The sequence below is a fragment of the Klebsiella sp. CN_Kp075 genome, assembly GCF_040065055.2.
Taxonomy (GTDB): domain Bacteria; phylum Pseudomonadota; class Gammaproteobacteria; order Enterobacterales; family Enterobacteriaceae; genus Klebsiella; species Klebsiella aerogenes.
The window spans coordinates 1,178,616-1,195,472 of sequence record NZ_CM198050.1 but is presented as its reverse complement, the minus strand read 5'-3'; the positions used below and the strand labels follow the sequence as shown (position 1 = coordinate 1,195,472).

19 protein-coding genes are annotated in these 16,857 nt (G+C 55.7%); 12 read left to right on the top strand and 7 right to left on the bottom strand.

From position 1 onward, the window contains the following. Positions 1–300: 300 nt before the first annotated feature. On the bottom strand, positions 301–1,821 hold the full coding sequence (gene exaC / locus ABLV78_RS05730; protein ID WP_045395180.1) for an acetaldehyde dehydrogenase ExaC: 1,521 nt from the start codon (positions 1,819–1,821) through the stop codon (positions 301–303). Positions 1,822–2,086: 265 nt separating this feature from the next. Here exaC and ABLV78_RS05725 point away from each other — a divergent pair, with 265 nt between their 5' ends. After that, on the top strand, positions 2,087–3,868 hold the full coding sequence (locus ABLV78_RS05725) for a sigma-54-dependent Fis family transcriptional regulator (RefSeq protein WP_047044364.1): 1,782 nt from the start codon (positions 2,087–2,089) through the stop codon (positions 3,866–3,868). Here the strand turns inward: ABLV78_RS05725 and ABLV78_RS05720 are convergent, their stop codons facing one another. Then, positions 3,869–4,465 carry an undecaprenyl-diphosphatase gene (locus tag ABLV78_RS05720; RefSeq protein ID WP_047044363.1) on the bottom strand — a complete coding sequence of 199 codons (597 nt, stop codon included), beginning with the start codon at positions 4,463–4,465 and terminating at the stop codon, positions 3,869–3,871. Positions 4,466–4,524: 59 nt separating this feature from the next. Continuing rightward, positions 4,525–5,463 carry a LysR family transcriptional regulator gene (locus tag ABLV78_RS05715; RefSeq protein WP_047044361.1) on the bottom strand — a complete coding sequence of 313 codons (939 nt, stop codon included), beginning with the start codon at positions 5,461–5,463 and terminating at the stop codon, positions 4,525–4,527. 102 nt (positions 5,464–5,565) lie between these two features. Between ABLV78_RS05715 and ABLV78_RS05710 the strand changes: the two genes are divergently transcribed. The 3 genes from ABLV78_RS05710 (at position 5,566) to ABLV78_RS05700 (ending at position 7,080) form a co-directional block, all read left to right on the top strand. Continuing rightward, entirely contained in the window at positions 5,566–6,171 is a 606-nt protein-coding gene (locus ABLV78_RS05710) for an FMN-dependent NADH-azoreductase (protein ID WP_047044358.1), read from the top strand. A 78-nt stretch (positions 6,172–6,249) separates the two neighbouring features. Further along, positions 6,250–6,549, top strand: a complete 300-nt coding sequence (locus ABLV78_RS05705) for an ArsR/SmtB family transcription factor (RefSeq protein WP_047044355.1) — start codon at positions 6,250–6,252, stop codon at positions 6,547–6,549. Between the two features lie 9 nt (positions 6,550–6,558). Then, complete coding sequence (locus tag ABLV78_RS05700) at positions 6,559–7,080, top strand: rhodanese family protein (RefSeq protein ID WP_047044352.1); 522 nt, start codon at positions 6,559–6,561, stop codon at positions 7,078–7,080. On the opposite strand, the gene lpxO is transcribed toward ABLV78_RS05700, so the two are convergent. Continuing rightward, entirely contained in the window at positions 7,077–7,979 is a 903-nt protein-coding gene (gene lpxO / locus ABLV78_RS05695) for a lipid A hydroxylase LpxO (protein WP_047044349.1), read from the bottom strand. The two genes, ABLV78_RS05700 and lpxO, sit on opposite strands and share 4 nt — an antisense overlap. A 208-nt stretch (positions 7,980–8,187) precedes the next feature. On the opposite strand from lpxO, the gene ABLV78_RS05690 reads away from it, so the two are divergent. Continuing rightward, on the top strand, positions 8,188–8,367 hold the full coding sequence (locus ABLV78_RS05690) for a GDFGVC terminal motif YodC-like protein (protein ID WP_045395194.1): 180 nt from the start codon (positions 8,188–8,190) through the stop codon (positions 8,365–8,367). Positions 8,368–8,407: 40 nt separating this feature from the next. On the opposite strand, the gene stpA is transcribed toward ABLV78_RS05690, so the two are convergent. Continuing rightward, positions 8,408–8,809 (bottom strand): DNA-binding protein StpA, encoded by a 402-nt coding sequence (gene stpA / locus ABLV78_RS05685; RefSeq protein ID WP_045395232.1) that lies wholly within the window; start codon positions 8,807–8,809, stop codon positions 8,408–8,410. A gap of 717 nt (positions 8,810–9,526) precedes the next feature. Between stpA and alaE the strand changes: the two genes are divergently transcribed. Beyond that, positions 9,527–9,976, top strand: a complete 450-nt coding sequence (gene alaE / locus ABLV78_RS05680) for an L-alanine exporter AlaE (protein ID WP_015370082.1) — start codon at positions 9,527–9,529, stop codon at positions 9,974–9,976. 64 nt (positions 9,977–10,040) lie between these two features. Here the strand turns inward: alaE and ABLV78_RS05675 are convergent, their stop codons facing one another. Next, complete coding sequence (locus ABLV78_RS05675; RefSeq protein WP_015370081.1) at positions 10,041–10,403, bottom strand: DUF2002 family protein; 363 nt, start codon at positions 10,401–10,403, stop codon at positions 10,041–10,043. Between the two features lie 149 nt (positions 10,404–10,552). Here ABLV78_RS05675 and ABLV78_RS05670 point away from each other — a divergent pair, with 149 nt between their 5' ends. Continuing rightward, positions 10,553–10,900: a DUF883 family protein gene (locus ABLV78_RS05670; RefSeq protein WP_015370080.1), complete on the top strand. Its 348-nt coding sequence runs from the start codon at positions 10,553–10,555 to the stop codon at positions 10,898–10,900. Positions 10,901–10,976: 76 nt separating this feature from the next. Here the strand turns inward: ABLV78_RS05670 and pdxR are convergent, their stop codons facing one another. After that, positions 10,977–12,335: a MocR-like pyridoxine biosynthesis transcription factor PdxR gene (pdxR, locus tag ABLV78_RS05665; RefSeq protein ID WP_047044346.1), complete on the bottom strand. Its 1,359-nt coding sequence runs from the start codon at positions 12,333–12,335 to the stop codon at positions 10,977–10,979. Between the two features lie 90 nt (positions 12,336–12,425). Here pdxR and ABLV78_RS05660 point away from each other — a divergent pair, with 90 nt between their 5' ends. From ABLV78_RS05660 to nrdF, 5 genes are all read left to right on the top strand, one after another. Beyond that, positions 12,426–12,857 (top strand): carboxymuconolactone decarboxylase family protein, encoded by a 432-nt coding sequence (locus tag ABLV78_RS05660; RefSeq protein ID WP_047044343.1) that lies wholly within the window; start codon positions 12,426–12,428, stop codon positions 12,855–12,857. A gap of 183 nt (positions 12,858–13,040) precedes the next feature. Beyond that, positions 13,041–13,286: a glutaredoxin-like protein NrdH gene (nrdH, locus tag ABLV78_RS05655; protein ID WP_047044340.1), complete on the top strand. Its 246-nt coding sequence runs from the start codon at positions 13,041–13,043 to the stop codon at positions 13,284–13,286. Next, positions 13,283–13,693: a class Ib ribonucleoside-diphosphate reductase assembly flavoprotein NrdI gene (nrdI, locus tag ABLV78_RS05650; protein ID WP_045395202.1), complete on the top strand. Its 411-nt coding sequence runs from the start codon at positions 13,283–13,285 to the stop codon at positions 13,691–13,693. The genes nrdH and nrdI overlap by 4 nt, the downstream gene beginning before the upstream one ends. Further along, positions 13,666–15,810, top strand: coding sequence for a class 1b ribonucleoside-diphosphate reductase subunit alpha (gene nrdE, locus ABLV78_RS05645; RefSeq protein ID WP_047044337.1), 2,145 nt, complete (start codon positions 13,666–13,668; stop codon positions 15,808–15,810). The genes nrdI and nrdE overlap by 28 nt, the downstream gene beginning before the upstream one ends. A gap of 10 nt (positions 15,811–15,820) precedes the next feature. Next, positions 15,821–16,783, top strand: coding sequence for a class 1b ribonucleoside-diphosphate reductase subunit beta (nrdF, locus tag ABLV78_RS05640; RefSeq protein WP_015370074.1), 963 nt, complete (start codon positions 15,821–15,823; stop codon positions 16,781–16,783). The last annotated feature ends 74 nt before the right edge of the window (positions 16,784–16,857 follow it).

Here is a 16,857-nt window from a genome sequence, read left to right as displayed (position 1 = left end):
CCCTCAGCCCGCATCCATGCGGGCTGCCCCGGCCTTCCGGGAACGTCTCAGCGATTTTGAGGCCACCAACACCGGCAGTTTCAGCCAGCATGGTGAATAAATTAAAGGCAGGCCGCACAGACCGTAGGCCGGATAAGGCGAAGCCGCCATCCGGCGCAAAAGCGGCGCCTTATCCGCGGATATTGCCCGGCGGCGCTGCGCTTGCGCGGGCCTACAGATCCAGTGCAATGAGTGGCCCAGTGCCATAGGTAGCCCGGGGAAGGAGCTTACGCCGCCCCCGGGTCAGCCGTTATAAATGAATCAGAACAGCCCCAACGGCGCAGTGCCGTAGCTCACCAGCAGGTTTTTGGTCTGTTGATAGGCTTCCAGCGCCATCTTGTGGGTTTCTCGCCCGACGCCGGACTGCTTATAGCCGCCAAACGCGGCATGCGCCGGATAAACGTGATAGCAGTTGGTCCACACTCGACCGGCCTTGATGCCACGCCCCATGCGGTACGCCAGGTTGGTATCCCGCGTCCATACCCCGGCCCCTAAACCAAACTGCGTCTGGTTAGCAATCGCCAGCGCCTCAGCCTCGTCCTTAAAGGTGGTCACGCCGATGACCGGGCCAAAGATCTCCTCCTGGAAGCTGCGCATCTCGTTGTGCCCTTTAATCAGCGTCGGCTGAATATAGAAGCCGCTATCCAGCTCGGCGGTAATGCTCGCGCGATCGCCGCCGGTGAGGATCTGCCCGCCTTCATCACGAGCAATCTTGATATACGACAGGATCTTATCGAACTGCTGGCGTGATGCCTGAGCGCCGATCATCGTTTCGGTATCAAACGGATCGCCGCGACGGATCTGCATCACTTTCGCCATTACCCGCTCCATAAACGGCTCGTAGATCGATTCGTGGATCAACGCGCGCGATGGACAGGTACAAACTTCCCCCTGATTGAAGAAGCCCAGTACCAGCCCTTCCACCGCCTTCTCGATAAACTCCTCCTCACCATCCATTACGTCGGCGAAATAGATATTCGGCGATTTGCCGCCCAGCTCAACGGTACAGGGAATAATATTCTCCGCCGCGCAGGCCATAATATGACGGCCCACCGGCGTCGAACCGGTAAAGGCAATTTTGGCGATCCGCTTGCTGGTGGCTAGCGCTTCGCCGGCCTCTTTGCCAAAGCCCTGTACCACGTTCAAGACCCCAGCCGGGAACAGATCGCCGATGATTTCCATCAGCAAAGTAATACTTAGCGGCGTCTGCTCCGCCGGTTTTAAGACCACGCAGTTACCTGCCGCCAGCGCGGGCGCCAGTTTCCATGCCGCCATCAGCAGCGGGAAGTTCCACGGAATAATTTGCCCGACCACGCCCAACGGTTCGTGGAAATGATAAGCCACGGTGGTGTCATCAATTTCGGCGGTACTGCCTTCCTGCGCGCGTAGACAACCGGCGAAATAGCGGAAATGATCGACCGCCAGCGGCAGGTCGGCGTTCAGGGTTTCGCGGATCGGTTTGCCGTTATCCCAGCTCTCCGCAACCGCCAGATACTCCAGATTCTCCTGAATGCGGTCGGCAACCTGCAGCAGAAGATGGGAACGCTGCTGTACCGAGGTTCGCCCCCAGGCGTCCGCCGCCCGGTGTGCCGCATCAAGGGCAAAATCAATATCTTTGGCGTCGGAGCGGGGAAACTGCGCAATGTTGCTCCCATCGACGGGAGAAGTATTCATGAAATATTCGCCGCTTAACGGCTCGACGAATTTACCGTCTATGAAGTTGCCGTAGGCCGATTTGAATGAAACCAAAGCGCCCGGTTTGCCAGGATGAACATAACGCATAGCAATCTCCTTCTGTAGGGTTAAGGCGCAGCGGCGTGGTGGTTTTTGCTATTGTCCGCTGCACGCTTTCTCCTGTAGCAGGGGTTATGCCAATTTTATGCACTCCTAATAAACTTAATAAGTTTCATATAATTAAATATATCCCCTTGCCAATTCGCATCCTTTTTGTCGCACAGGATCCCGCTTCTGTGTTGCGAATCGCAACACAAACAAAACCAAATAGCTACAATATTGCAACACAACCCAGCCGACCACGAGGTGCGCCGTGCAAGGAAATCCGTTCACTATCACCCCCGAGGCGCAGTCCAGCGCGCTGCTGAGCGACTCCTGGCAACGCAGCCAGCGCTACGGCCTGCAGCCAACGAGCGACGAGTTTCCGCGCCTGCGCGGCGGCGAACTGGCCGACGTGCTGGAAAGCAACCGCAGCCTACAGCGGCTGGCGCAACCGGTGGCGACGCCGCTGGCGCAACGTGCCGCCGGGCTGCAATCGGTAGTGATTCTTTCCGATGCCAGCGGGCTGGTGCTCCAAACCTTCGGCAATAGCGCGGCAATGAAAAAAGCGCAAAGCTTCGCGCTGGAGCCTGGCAATATCTGGAGCGAAAGCGGTCGCGGCACCAACGCTATCGGTACCGCGCTGGCGATTGACGACAGCTGCGAAGTCGAAGGCCGTCAACACTATTTAACCCGTAATCAGGATTTGTACTGTGCGGCGGTTCCCCTACAAAGCCCCGATGGCCAGATTGCCGGGGCGCTGGATATTTCCGGCCCGGCGCATATCCCGCATCCCCACTCTCTGGCGTGGATTAAAGAGGCCGCCAAACAGATTGAATATCTGTGGGTGAAACAGAGCCTGCATCCGCAGCAGTGGTTAATGAGCCTGCACTCGCGGGTGCAGAAGCTCGATAGCGCCGAAGAGCTGCTGCTGGTCTTCTCCGATAACCTGCTGACCGCGGCCAATCGGCTGGCCATCCGCGAACTGGGCCTGCAGGCTGGACAGATAGGGCAAATGACCTTCCAGCAGTTGTTCCCCCGCCTGACGCAAACGGCGGTTAGCGTGCCGCTGCCGATGACCTTCCAGCAACGTGGCTACTACTACCGTCTGCGCGCGCCAACCCGCGCCAGCGTCGCCGTCCCCGCGCAACCAGCGCTCAACCTGCCGTTTTGCGCGTCCGGCGAAGGCGAGAAAATGGTCCGCTTACTCAACGCCGGTATCGCATTGTGTATCGAAGGGGAAACCGGCTGCGGTAAAGAGTTCCTCAGCCGTGAGCTGCATGCGCATAGCCGCTGGCGCAGCGGTAAATTCGTCGCCATCAACTGCGCGGCCATCCCCGAATCGCTGATTGAATCGGAGCTTTTCGGTTATCAGGCGGGGGCCTTTACCGGCGCGAATAAAAACGGCTATATCGGCAAAATTCGCGAAGCCGATGGCGGAGTGCTGTTCCTCGATGAAATCGGCGATATGCCGCTGGCTCTGCAAACCCGTCTGCTGCGGGTATTGCAGGAAAAAGAGGTCATGCCACTGGGCGGGAATCGCAGCGCGCCGGTGAACTTCGCCTTGATTTGCGCCACCCACCGTCATCTCGCGCAGCGCGTCGCCGAAGGCGCGTTTCGCGAGGACCTGCTCTACCGCCTGCGCGAATACGCTTTTACCATCCCGCCGCTACGCCAATGGTCTGAACTCAAGCAGTTTATTCCTGCGCTGTGGCGCTCGCTTGGCGCGGCAGAACGCCATATCACGCTCTCCGATGCGCTGATTCATCAACTGACATTATTCCGTTGGCCGGGTAACGTGCGTCAGTTGCAAAGCCTGCTCAAAGTCCTGTTGGCGCTGGCGGACGATGGCGAATGCCTGGGCGTCGCGGCGCTGCCCGAGGAGTATCAAAGCGCGCAGCAAACCAGCGCTCCAGGCGGGCTTCAACAACATGATGCAAAGCTGATTGCCGATACGCTGGCCCGCTTTAACGGCAATGTGAGTAAAGCGGCGCAGGCGTTAGGCGTCGCGCGCAGCACGCTGTATCGACGGGCCGCGCGCGTACAAAGGAAGTGACTACGGCGTAAAGCGCGCCGGCAGCCAGGAAAAGAGACGGCGACTCAGCGCTTCGCACAGCGCCACCAGCGTCTGCCCCAGCCGTTGCCAGATCACTTTTGCCAAGCAGAGGCCCAGTGCTGAAATCAGCGCCGCGCCCAGCATATCCAGCGGGAAATGGACGCCGAGAAAAATACGCGCCCACGCTACCGGTAGCGCCGCCGCCAGCACCAGCAGCCCCATGCCGCGCAGGCGTAATGACAGCAGCGCGAAGGCGGCGCTGAACATTACGGTGCCGTGATCGCTTGGGAAAGAGTTATCCGCCGGGTGGCTTATCCAGGTATGGCCCAACGGCATCATAAACGGCCGCGGATGGAACCACAGCGTTCCACAGGCAAACCCCAACCCTAACGCTATCAAAATCGTCATGGCGCAAAACAGCGCCTGTCGATGCCCCTGCCGACCGCCAAGGAACCATAATCCCAGCAATATCGCCGGGACTAAAAGGATAATCCAGCTGGCGGAGAATCGCGCCAGCAGCAATAGGCTGTCCGGCGTACCAGGCCCGGCATTCAGCGCGAGGAAGGCGCTCTGGTTAAACGTTTCTAACAGGTTCATGGCGAGTTCTCGTCACAGTCATCATGCTGTCATTATCGCCAGAATACCTTAAGCCCGGATTAACCTGACGCTGAAGAATCCTCCTGGTTTTTACCACCGGCTAACTGCTGCGGCAGCCGCGCCAGCAGTTCATCTACCACTACGCGAATTTTCTGCGGCACCCATGCCGCTTCCGGCCAGACGGCGCTGATCGCAAAGCTGCCGCTGACCGACGACGGCAATATTTGCTGGAGTTCTCCCCGCGCTAGTTCGTCGGCCACCAGCCAATCCGGCAGCCAGGCGATTCCCAGCCCGCTTTTTGCCGCCGCGGCGATGGCGGCGAAATCATCCATTGCCAGTCCGGGCTGAGGGCGAAACGCGAGCGCCGCTCCCTGCGCATCGCGCAAATGCCATTTCTGCATCTGCCCGGCGTAGAGATAGCCAATAGTAAGATGCTCGTGTAGTTCTTCCGGCGTCTGCGGCGCTGGCCGATGTCGTAGATATAACGGCGATGCGCAAAGAATCATGCCGTGCTGGCCTAAACGCCGGGCCTTAAGAAAGCTGGAGTCGCTCAAGGTGCCGATCCGTATCGCCATATCGAATCCTTCTTCAAACAGATTGACCTGGCGGTCGCTAAACGACAGCTCGAGCTTAAGCTCAGGATAACGTTGGCTAAGAGGAAACAATATCGGCGCCACGCAGCGCTGGCCAAACAGCACCGGCAGGCTGATTCGCAGCCGCCCTTGCACCTGGGTTTTCCCGCGCTGAATTTCATTTTCCGCATCCCGCAGGTTATCCAGCGCCCGGCGGGATTGCAGATAAAAGACCTCGCCTTCTTCGGTCAACGCCTGCCGACGCGTGGTGCGCTGAAACAGCGCGACGCCGAGCCGCTGCTCCAGCCGGGAAATGGTCTTGCCGACGGCGGAGCGCGTCACGCTCAGCTTCTCAGCGGCTTGCGCAAAGTTGCCGCACTCGACGACAGCGACAAATACCGGGATCGCATTTAAATCACTGCGCATTGATTGGTTCCTAAGTGGATACAATGATTAAAAATAATGTCACTACTGGAGAAAAAAAGACAGTGTTACCCTGCGGACCATCAACTTTATAAGGAGTCCGTCATGAGTAACGTATTGATTTTAAAATCCAGCATCAACGGTCCGGCGTCGCTAACCAACCAGCTAATAGATGAATATATGCAGACCCGGCGCGAGGCCGGTCATCAGGATTTGGTTGTCGAACACGATCTGACCACCCTCGCCTTGCCGAAACTCGACGGCGCGCTGTTTGCCGCGCTGCGCGGCGCGCAAGACTCGCGTTCGGCGATTCAGCAAGGGGTTGCCCTCTCTGATTCACTCATCGGCGAGTTAAAGGCCAGCGATCTGCTGGTGATCGGCGCGCCGATGTATAACCTCAACGTGCCAACCGATCTCAAAAACTGGTTCGATCTGGTGGCGCGAGCGCGGGAAACCTTCCGCTATACCGAGACCTGGCCGCAGGGGTTGGTTGAAGGCGTGCGTGCAGTAGTCATTAGTTCGCGCGGCGGCGTCCATGACGGGCAACCCAGCGATGCGGTCACCCCTTACCTGCGCGCGGTGCTGGGATTGATGGGGATTAGTGACGTTGAATTTATCTATGCCGAAGGGATGGATATTCGCCCGCACGGCCGTGATGCAGGTATCGCCCACGCCCGCCAGCATATTGCCAGGGCCGCTCAGCTGGCGTGAGATCCGCTGCTTCTGTGGGCTGGTAAAGGGTCAGCTTTTATTTTAGAATAATCTAAATTTAGAAAAGACTAAAATAAAATGACCACAGCACAACAACTGCAGGCCAGCGCCGGGGAAGCCGCTGTCCTGCTGAAAGCGATGAGTAATCCCCACCGGCTACTGATTCTGTGCATGCTTTGCGAAGCCCCGCGTACAACCGCGGGAGACCTGGCGCAAATCACCGGCCTGAGCCCTTCCGCCACCTCTCAGCATCTCGCGCGGATGCGCGATGAGGGGCTTATCGACAGCGAACGCGACGCCCAGCGCCTGCGCTATTTCATTACCCATCCCGCCGTTCAGCAGGTTATCGCCACGCTGAAAACCATTTACTGCCCGTAAGGAGTCCTTATGACTATCGCCACCGTTACAGCCAACGAAGCCCAGGCGCTTATCGCCCAGGGCGCACGGCTGATTGATATCCGCGCTGCCGACGAATACGCTCGTGAGCATATTCCAGCGGCGACGCTGCTGCCATTAGAGCAACTGACTCACGGCGCGGCGCTCAATGCGCAGCCGGGAGAAACAATCATTTTTCACTGCCAGGCCGGCTCGCGCACGCAAAATAACGCCAGCCTTCTGGCCGCCGCCGCCGCGCCCGCGCAGGTTAAGCTACTGGCTGGCGGTATTCAGGCATGGCGGGCGGCGGGATTGCCGATAGTCGAAGATAAATCCCAGCCGCTGCCGCTAATGCGCCAGGTGCAAATCGCCGCCGGCGCGCTGATTTTGCTGGGAGTAGTGCTGGGATACGCCGTCAACAGCGGCTTTTTCTTGCTGAGCGGTTTCGTTGGCGCGGGGCTCACTTTCGCTGGCCTCACCGGTTTCTGCGGCATGGCACACCTGCTGGCGGTCATGCCGTGGAACCGACGTTAAAACGCCTGCCAGATGAGTAGTGCAATGCCGCCGAAAAGTAGCCATTTGACGATGTAGTAAACCGTTTTATTCCATTTTTTCAAACGCTTGCCGACAATGCGGATTTGATAAATGTAGCGGAAGCTGCGGTTAATCCCGCCGGTACGGTCGCCGATATCGTTCGGCGCGGCGGCGGCGCTCATTAAATTTCGCCCCAGCCAGTGGTTCACCTTCTGCGCCCAGCGGTAACGCATGGGCCGTTCGATATCGCAAAACAGAATCAGCCGGTTCTCACCGCTGGTATTTTCCGCATAGTGAATATAGGTTTCGTCAAATAGCACGCCTTCGCCATCGCGCCAGCTATAGCGTTCGCCGTCCACTTCAATAAAACAGCGATCGTCATTCGGCGTCGCCAGCCCAAGATGAAAACGCAGCGACCCGGCATAAGGGTCACGGTGGCGAGGCAAACGGCTACCATCAGGTAACGTGGCGAACATTGCCGCTTTAACCGAAGGAATGCCGCGCAGCAGTTCAGTCGTTTTTGGACATAGCTGGCTTGCGGAGGGATGCGCGTCTTCATACCATTTCAGGTAAAACCGTTTCCAACCGGTTTTAAAAAATGAGTTAAATCCGGCATCATTATATTTTTCCGCCGCTTTTATTTGCTCCAGACGCTGCAGATTAATCCCCTCTTCACGAATAACCAGCCAGTTATTTTGTAATATCGCAAGTTCCGGAAACGTCTCCGGACGCAGAAACGGGGTATTCGGCACACGCGAAAAGAGGTACATAAACCCGTTAAGAGGAGCGGTAAAAGTTGAATGGTCGGAAAGCTGACGCCAGAAACGATAGCGAACTTTTCCGCGATAATGGACGTAGAGCACAGCAATTATAATAATAAGTAAAATGATATACTTCATATTCGCTTATCTGACCATGTTCTGTTTTGAATCATTCTGCGCCAGCAGTCTCAGTTTCACTCACCGCAGCGCCACAAAAACCATTAACAAAGATAATACATCTACCCATAAATTGTTTTAACAAAAAGCAGCACGATCGTTGAATCCGTCAGCATCGTTGAGCTATCGTTTAGGTTCTTAGTTGTTACCAATGCTCAGGAGAGACACCATGTTTACAACAGGCGATCTGGTACAACCGCGCGTCGGCGGGCCAAAATTGAAGGTAGTGGAAGTGAATGGCGATAGCCTGATCGTTGTTCAGGCGAGTAACGAGCAGGGTGAGAAATTTACTCTGAAAGCGGTTGATGTTACGCCTTATACCGAAGAAGGCGATTTCGGCGTTTGCTAAGCAAAACGGTGGGTTTCCCCACCGTTTAAACAATCTCTGTTTAGATCAGGAAGCTCTCAAGTGATTGCCCCTGCGCGACGGCCAAAGCGATCGGCTTGGGCATACGGCCCTGGCCAGTCCAGGTTTTTTCTGCGCCGGTATGATCGGTGTAACGATATTTAGCCGGGCGCGGCTGACGTTTTTTACTGCTTTTCGCCGGGGCCATTTCATGCAGCGCTAATTCATCAGGTGAAATACCGTCAGCAACCATTAATTCCAGCCAGGTATTAATTTTTTCCTGATATTCCGCCTGCTGCTGTTGCGTCTTCTGCTGCTCTTCACGTTTTTCTTCAGTGACGATCCTGAGTTTTTCCAGCATCTCTTCAAGCACGTCAGTGGAGAATTCACGCGCCATAGCACGCAGTGAGCGAATATTATTCAGTTTTTGTAACATAAAAGACATAAAGATCAAAAATCCCAAATCGAAAAAATAAAACAAGAATTACCTGGTCAGTTTAATAGATATGTATATTTATTTCCAGCCTTAGCTTATTCAAATAAATATGTACAGGATTACGCCTATGAACGCGCTGAAATTTATTGGTGGGCAATATCGAAATAGAACACAAACTCTGACTGGCGCGGATGAATAATGCATAGCGCGACATAATAATATTCATAATATTATATTTATAGCCACGTCAGTGAGTTATAAAATCATCGCCGGTAAAACAGGAACGCCAATGGCTTTACGATGATGAATGAAAATTCACATAATCCGAATAAAAACCATTTTTTACATACAGCAGTAAATGCTAATGAACCGGTATTTATACGGTAAATAACGCCAAAAGCGACAGCCATCACATAACGCATTCAGATACCCGCTTTATCCACCACACTTCTCCTGCCACGCCCGATCGCCATCTGACAAAGCGAAATCATATCTATTTGATATAAAACGAAATAATCAAACAAAGGAACAAAAGTAGCGCAAGTTAAACAAAACGCCAGCTCGCAGAGTGTTTTATCGACAAAAAGGCGATAAATAAAAATTTATAGCTAGTTGTCACTTACTATGCAGAGATATACTCTACACACATCAAAACAGGCAGCCCAAAACCGCTACACCATGCGCACTTTTCGGCGTTATTGACTTCATTTTTCGAGGAGCATACCGATGTTCTCTGCTCAATCCCGCTTGCGTCATGCGGTAGCAGACACCTTTGCAATGGTGGTCTACTGCACCGTTGTCAATATGATGATCGAAATTTTCCTCTCCGGAATGACTTTTGAGCAGTCGTTATCTTCACGACTGGTCGCGATCCCGGTCAACATTATTATTGCGGTGCCTTATGGCTTCTATCGCGACTTCGCTATGCGCCAGGCGCGCCGAATCAGCACCTCGGGATGGATGAAGAACATTGCTGATGTCGTCGCGTATGTGACTTTCCAGTCGCCGGTGTATGTATTAATTCTGCTGTCGGTAGGCGCAGACTGGCATCAAATTGCCGCCGCGGTCAGTTCAAACATTCTGGTATCAATGATGATGGGCGCAGTATACGGCTACTTTCTCGACTTCTGCCGCCGCCTGTTCCGCGTCAGCCCTTATCAGCAAGCTAAAGCCTGATCCTCATCTTTCGGCGACTGGCCGCTGCCAGTCGCCTGCTTCAAAGCAGCCCGCATTAGATTATTCAGCCGTGAGACATCTGCGGCTGCGCCTCGCCAAACAGACCGTTCAGAAAACGCTCAAGCGCCATCCGCGAACTAAAACCATGTGGAATACCGTAATGCTGCTGCGCATCACCCGCCAAATAGAGCGGGAACTGTTCATAATGGTCGCAAGTTTTAATCTCGCTGGCGGGTTCCGCCAGTGAATTACTGCGCTCTTTAAGCGCCGGATGAATAACTAAAGCGGTACGCCCCATGCGCGCTTCGCGGTTCACATAAACATAATTATCGCCACGGCGATATCCATACGCTTTTTGCGTCACAACATCCATGGTGAAGCCGGCTTTTTCAAGAACACGCGCCACCTCATCGGGTCTTAAATACATACTGATTCCTCGTTATCTTTTACCGCACATTTACCTTACCTTATTCACGAATAGCAGCGCTTTCAGAAAATTCCATAAACTCCCGCAAAAGCATAATGCAAAATCATGTCCTACACTTAATAACTCGAATGGAAAAGAGGGAGAAACCAATGGCTAACCGTGTGAACCGCAACGACATTGATGAAAGCGCCGAGGATATTCATAACGAAGTCAGCCAATTAGCGGATACGCTGGAAGAAGTGCTGAAATCATGGGGTAGCGATGCGAAAGATGAAGCAGAGAACGCGCGTAAAAAAGCGCAGTCGCTGCTGAAAGAGACGCGCGCCCGCCTGAACGGCAATACCCGCCTGCGCCAGGCGGCCTATGATACCGTTGAACGCGCCCGCGATGCCGCCGGCTGCGCCGACAGCTACGTGCGTGATAAACCCTGGCAGAGCGTTGGCGCCGCCGCCGCCGTTGGGGTGTTTATTGGCGTTTTGCTTAATTTGCGTCGATAATAGTATCGATAGACTACATGTGAAGATAACAAATACGCGTCTGACCCTGCGTCCCAATGGTGCGCAGGGTTTTTTATTATTCCACGCTGGCCAGCGCTTGCTTAAGTTCGCCTACCACTTCACGTGCCATCACCGCCGACGTGATATTGGTAAAACTCATCAATAGCCCGCCCTCACCACGGCTAAGCATGCGCCAGTCGCTCAACGCCTGCACCGCCAGCCCGGCACGTTGGCAGCGACGGGCCTGCTCGCGATCGTCCCCCTTCACCGCCATCACCAGTTGGATCCCGCCGGACTGCGGTACCACCTGAAAACCCTGCGCCTGCAGCGCCGACTCCAGCCACTGCCTGCGCAACGCGTAGCTGGCGCGCATTTTTTTTAGATGACGCCAGAAATGCCCGTCATTGATGAAGTCCGCTAACGTCTGCTGCCATAAGGTCGGCACATTACAGTGGCTCAATTCGGCCTGACAACGAAACCGCGCCGCCAACGGCTGCGGTACCACCAGCCACGCGACGCGCAGCGCGGGAAACATCGATTTACTAAATGACCCGGCGTACAGTACCCGCTGTGGCGCATCGAGGCTTTTCAGCGGCGGTAGCGGCTTCCCCTGATAGCGAAATTCACTGTCGTAGTCATCTTCAATAATCCAGCTATCGCGCTGCGCCGCCCACTGTAATATCTGTCGACGTCTCTCCAGCGACAGGGCCACGCCGAGCGGGCTTTGATGCGCTGGAGTTAACAGCGCAAAGCGCGCCTGAGGATAGTGTGTCTGCGCCCAGTCGATATTCATTCCCTGTTGGTCAACCGGTACCGGATCGATATTGACCCCCGCCGCGCTAACCACCGGGCGAATGAACGGATATCCCGGATCCTCCATCCACATATGCTGCCCCGGCTGCGCAAGGGTACGCAAAATCAACGCCATCGAGGCCGCATAGTTGCCGCTAATCACAACCTGCTCCGGCTGGCACTCGATGCTGCGCGACAGGCGCAAATAGTCGACAATCGCCTGACGGAGAACCGGTTCGCCGCAGGGATCGCCGGGCGCGAGGTCGAAGCGCGATTGCGTCCGTAGCCGCCGCCCCATCACCCGCGCCCACAGCCCGCGCGGGAAAAGATCCAGTGCCGGCAACCCCATTTGAAAAGGCAGCGGCGCGGAGGATCCCCGCCCCGTCGCCGGTCGCTGAGCCGTGACCTGCCGCGGGCTCAGCCGCTCGCTGACAAAGGTGCCCGCCTGGCCGCGGCGCTCCAGCCAGCCCTGGGCCACCAGCTCGCCCCAGGCATTTTCAATCGTCGCCCGCGATACGCCAAGCTCCTGCGCATAAACTCTGCTCGCGGGCAGACGGCTTCCCGGCGCCAGCTCGCCATTCTCAATCGCTGATTTCAGCTGGCGGGCGATACGCTGGTAGTGCGGCACTTTTTTGGCTTCCATTATGGTCTGCTTTTTTCATCACAATATGGCTATCTTATGCAGTCCATTATAGTGCTATTTTGCCCGGGTCTTAGAGAGGAGAACTGCAAGATGACCACATTACGTCAGCCGTATAGCGAACTGAGCCCGGAAATCTATAAGGGGTTGGTTCAGGCCAGCATAGCGCTGGAAAAAAGCGAATTGGGCAGCACGATGGTGGAGCTGGTCTATTTGCGGGTGTCGCAAATTAACGGCTGCGCTTTTTGCCTTGAGATGCACAGCAAAGCGCTACGCAAAGCCGGCGTTGACCAGAGCAAACTGGATGCGCTGGCAGGCTGGCGCGTAAGCGCCCACTTCAGCGCTGCGGAACGCGCGGCCCTCGCATGGGCGGAATCGGTAACCGATATCGCAGCCAGCCACGCCGAAGATGAGGTGTACCTGCCTTTAGAAGAGCATTTTACCCCACGCCAGATTAGCGATTTAACCTTCGCCATCAGCCTTATGAACGCCTTTAACCGTCTGGCGGTCGCGATGCGGATGTAATTTTCGCGTATCGACTTCCCTCCCCCGCCGGGCTAGTTGGTGGGGGATAACTTATCGAAAAACTCTATATATTGCGTGGTTGAAGTTTTAAATAACTACATCTAGTATTTCCTGAACGGTAAGCCCATAACGTTCGGCGCGATGTTTTACGCCGTCTTGTTATCTTAAATGGAAATACGAATCATGCGCATTATTATTTACACTAGAAATGACTGCGTGCAATGCCATGCCACCAAACGCGCGATGGAGAGCCGCGGTTTCGCCTTCGATATGGTCAACATCGACCAACACCCGGAAGCCATCGACATGCTGCGCGAGCAGGGATTCCAGCAATTACCGGTGGTGATAGCCGGGGAAACCCGCTGGTCGGGCTTCCGCCCCGATATGATTAATCGCCTGCGTCCCGCCGCGGCTACGGCCAGCCTATGAGCCTCATCGTCTACTTCTCCAGCAGCTCTGAAAATACGCATCGCTTTGTGCAGCGTCTGGCGCTGCCTGCCGTGCGCATCCCGCTCAACGAGCGCGAGCGAATTCAGGTAGACGAACCCTATATTCTCATCGTCCCCAGCTACGGCGGCGGCGGAACGGCAGGCGCCGTGCCGCGCCAGGCGATCCGCTTTTTAAACGACCCGCATAATCGCCGGCTGATTCGCGGCGTCATCGCCGCCGGTAACCGTAACTTCGGCGAGGCCTATGGCCGGGCGGGAGAGGTCATCGCGCAGAAATGCGGCGTGCCGTATCTGTATCGTTTTGAGCTGATGGGTACCCAGCAAGATGTCGACAACGTGCGTAAAGGAGTAAGCGAATTTTGGCAACGACAACCGCAGAACGCGTAACCGCCGGGGCGTCTGATTTCCACGCCCTCAATGCGATGCTGAACTTATACGACAGCAATGGCCGCATTCCCCTGGAAAAGGACCAACAGGCGGTCGAAGCATTTATCCATAGCCACGTGCGCCCCAACAGCGTACCGTTCGCCGGTCTGGAGGAGAAACTGCAATGGCTGAGCGACGAAGGTTATTACGATCCGGCAGTGCTGGCCCGCTATGAACGTCGTTTCGTGCTGGCCCTCTTCGCCCACGCGCATCAACACGGTTTTCGCTTCCGTACTTTCCTCGGCGCGTGGAAGTTCTACACCAGCTATGCCTTACGCACTTTCGACGGCAAACGCTACCTGGAGCATTTCGCCGACCGCGCCTGCATGGTGGCGCTAACCCTGGCCCAGGGTGATGAAATCCTGGCGCGACAGCTGGCCGATGAGATCCTCTCCGGGCGCTTTCAGCCAGCGACGCCGACCTTCCTCAACGCCGGTAAACAGCAGCGCGGCGAGCTGGTCTCCTGCTTCCTGCTGCGTATCGAAGATAATATGGAGTCTATCGGCCGGGCGGTGAACTCCGCCCTGCAGCTGTCGAAACGCGGCGGCGGCGTGGCATTTCTGCTCTCCAACTTGCGCGAAGCGGGCGCGCCGATTAAACGTATCGAAAACCAATCCTCCGGGGTGGTGCCGGTGATGAAAATGCTGGAAGACGCCTTCTCTTACGCCAATCAGTTGGGAGCGCGTCAGGGGGCCGGCGCGGTTTACCTTCATGCCCATCACCCCGATATTTTACGTTTCCTTGATACCAAGCGGGAAAACGCGGATGAGAAGATCCGCATCAAAACCCTGTCGCTGGGAGTAGTCATTCCGGATATCACCTTCCAGCTGGCGAAAGAAGACGCGCAGATGGCGCTGTTCTCGCCCTATGACGTTGAGCGGCTGTACGGCAAAGCCTTTGGCGATATCGCGGTCAGCGAGATGTATGCGCAACTGGTGGCCGATGACCGCGTTCGCAAACGCTGGATCCGCGCCCGCGATCTGTTCCAGCGGCTGGCGGAAATTCAGTTTGAATCCGGCTATCCGTACATCATGTTCGAGGATACGGTGAACCGCGCCAACCCGATCGCCGGGCGCATTAATATGAGCAACCTGTGCTCGGAGATCCTGCAGGTCAACAGCGCCTCCACCTTTGACGAAAATCTCGATTACGCCACCGTTGGCGAGGACATTTCCTGCAATCTCGGCTCGCTGAATATCGCCCACGCTATGGATTCGCCGGACTTCGCCCGCACCGTCGAAGTGGCGGTCCGCGGCCTGACAGCGGTCTCCGATATGAGCGATATCCGCTCGGTGCCATCGGTGGCGGCGGGTAATGCCGCATCGCACGCCATTGGCCTTGGGCAGATGAACCTGCACGGCTATCTGGCCCGCGAAGGGATCGCCTACGGCAGCCCGGAGGGGCTGGACTTCACTAATCTCTATTTCTACACCGTCACCTGGCACGCCCTGCGCACCTCTATGGCGATGGCGCGCGAGCGCGGAGTACGTTTTGCCGGGTTTGAGCAGTCGCGTTACGCCAGCGGCGACTATTTCCAGCAGTATTTGCAGGGTGAATGGCAGCCGAAAACTGCCAGGGTACGCGAACTGTTCGCCCGTGCGGGGATAACCCTGCCCGACCGTGAGATGTGGCGACAGCTACGCGACGACGTGATGCGCTACGGCATTTATAACCGCAATTTGCAGGCGATCCCGCCGACCGGTTCGATCTCTTATATCAATCATGCCACCTCCAGCATTCATCCGATTGTGGCGAAAATCGAGATCCGTAAAGAAGGTAAAACCGGCCGCGTGTACTATCCGGCGCCGTTTATGACTAACGACAATCTGGCGCTGTATCAGGATGCCTGGGAAATTGGCCCGCAAAAAATTATCGATACCTATGCCGAAGCCACGCGACATGTCGATCAGGGGCTGTCGCTGACGCTGTTCTTCCCGGATACCGCCACCACCCGCGATATCAACAAAGCGCAAATCTACGCGTGGAAGAAAGGTATCAAGACGCTGTATTACATTCGCCTGCGCCAGCTGGCGCTGGAAGGTACCGAAATCGAAGGCTGCGTGTCCTGCGCGCTGTAAGGAGAACAGGATGACCCACTTATCGCGCATCAGCGCCATCAACTGGAACAAAATCGAGGATGACAAAGACCTCGAGGTGTGGAACCGCCTGACCAGCAACTTCTGGTTGCCGGAGAAGGTGCCGCTGTCCAACGACATTCCACACTGGCAGACTCTGACGGCTCAGGAGCAGCAGTTGACCATCCGCGTCTTTACCGGACTGACGCTGCTCGACACCATCCAGAATACCGTCGGCGCCCCGGCGTTGATGACCGACGCCCTCACTCCACATGAAGAGGCGGTGCTGTCGAACATCAGCTTTATGGAAGCGGTGCATGCTCGCTCCTATAGTTCGATATTCTCCACCCTGTGTCAGAGCAAGGATGTCGATGCCGCCTACGCCTGGAGCGAGGAGAACGCTCCCCTACAGCGCAAAGCGCAGTTGATGCTCAATTACTACCAGGCCGATGAGCCGCTGAAGAAAAAAATCGCCAGCGTGTTCCTCGAATCGTTTCTTTTCTATTCAGGGTTCTGGCTGCCGATGCATTTTTCCAGCCGCGGCAAGCTGACCAATACCGCCGATTTAATCCGTCTGATTATTCGCGACGAAGCGGTGCATGGTTACTATATTGGCTATAAATATCAAAAAGGGTTGGAAATCGTCAGCGCCGCGAAGCGCGAAGAGTTGAAAAATTTCGCCTTTGATCTGCTGATGGATCTGTACGATAACGAACTGGCCTATACCCGCGAATTGTATGCCGACAGCCCATGGCTCGACGACGTCAACGCGTTCCTCTGTTACAACGCCAATAAAGCATTGATGAACCTTGGCTATGAGGCGTTATTCCCGGCGGAAATGGCCGCCGTAAACCCAGCCATCCTCGCGGCGCTGTCGCCAAACGCCGATGAAAATCACGACTTTTTCTCCGGCTCCGGTTCTTCTTATGTCATGGGTAAAACCGAAGCAACCGCCGACGACGATTGGGACTTTTAACCGCGCGATCGCTGGGGAATATATCGACATATTCTCCAGTGATCTATTTCACATTATTCTTTATTATCACACAA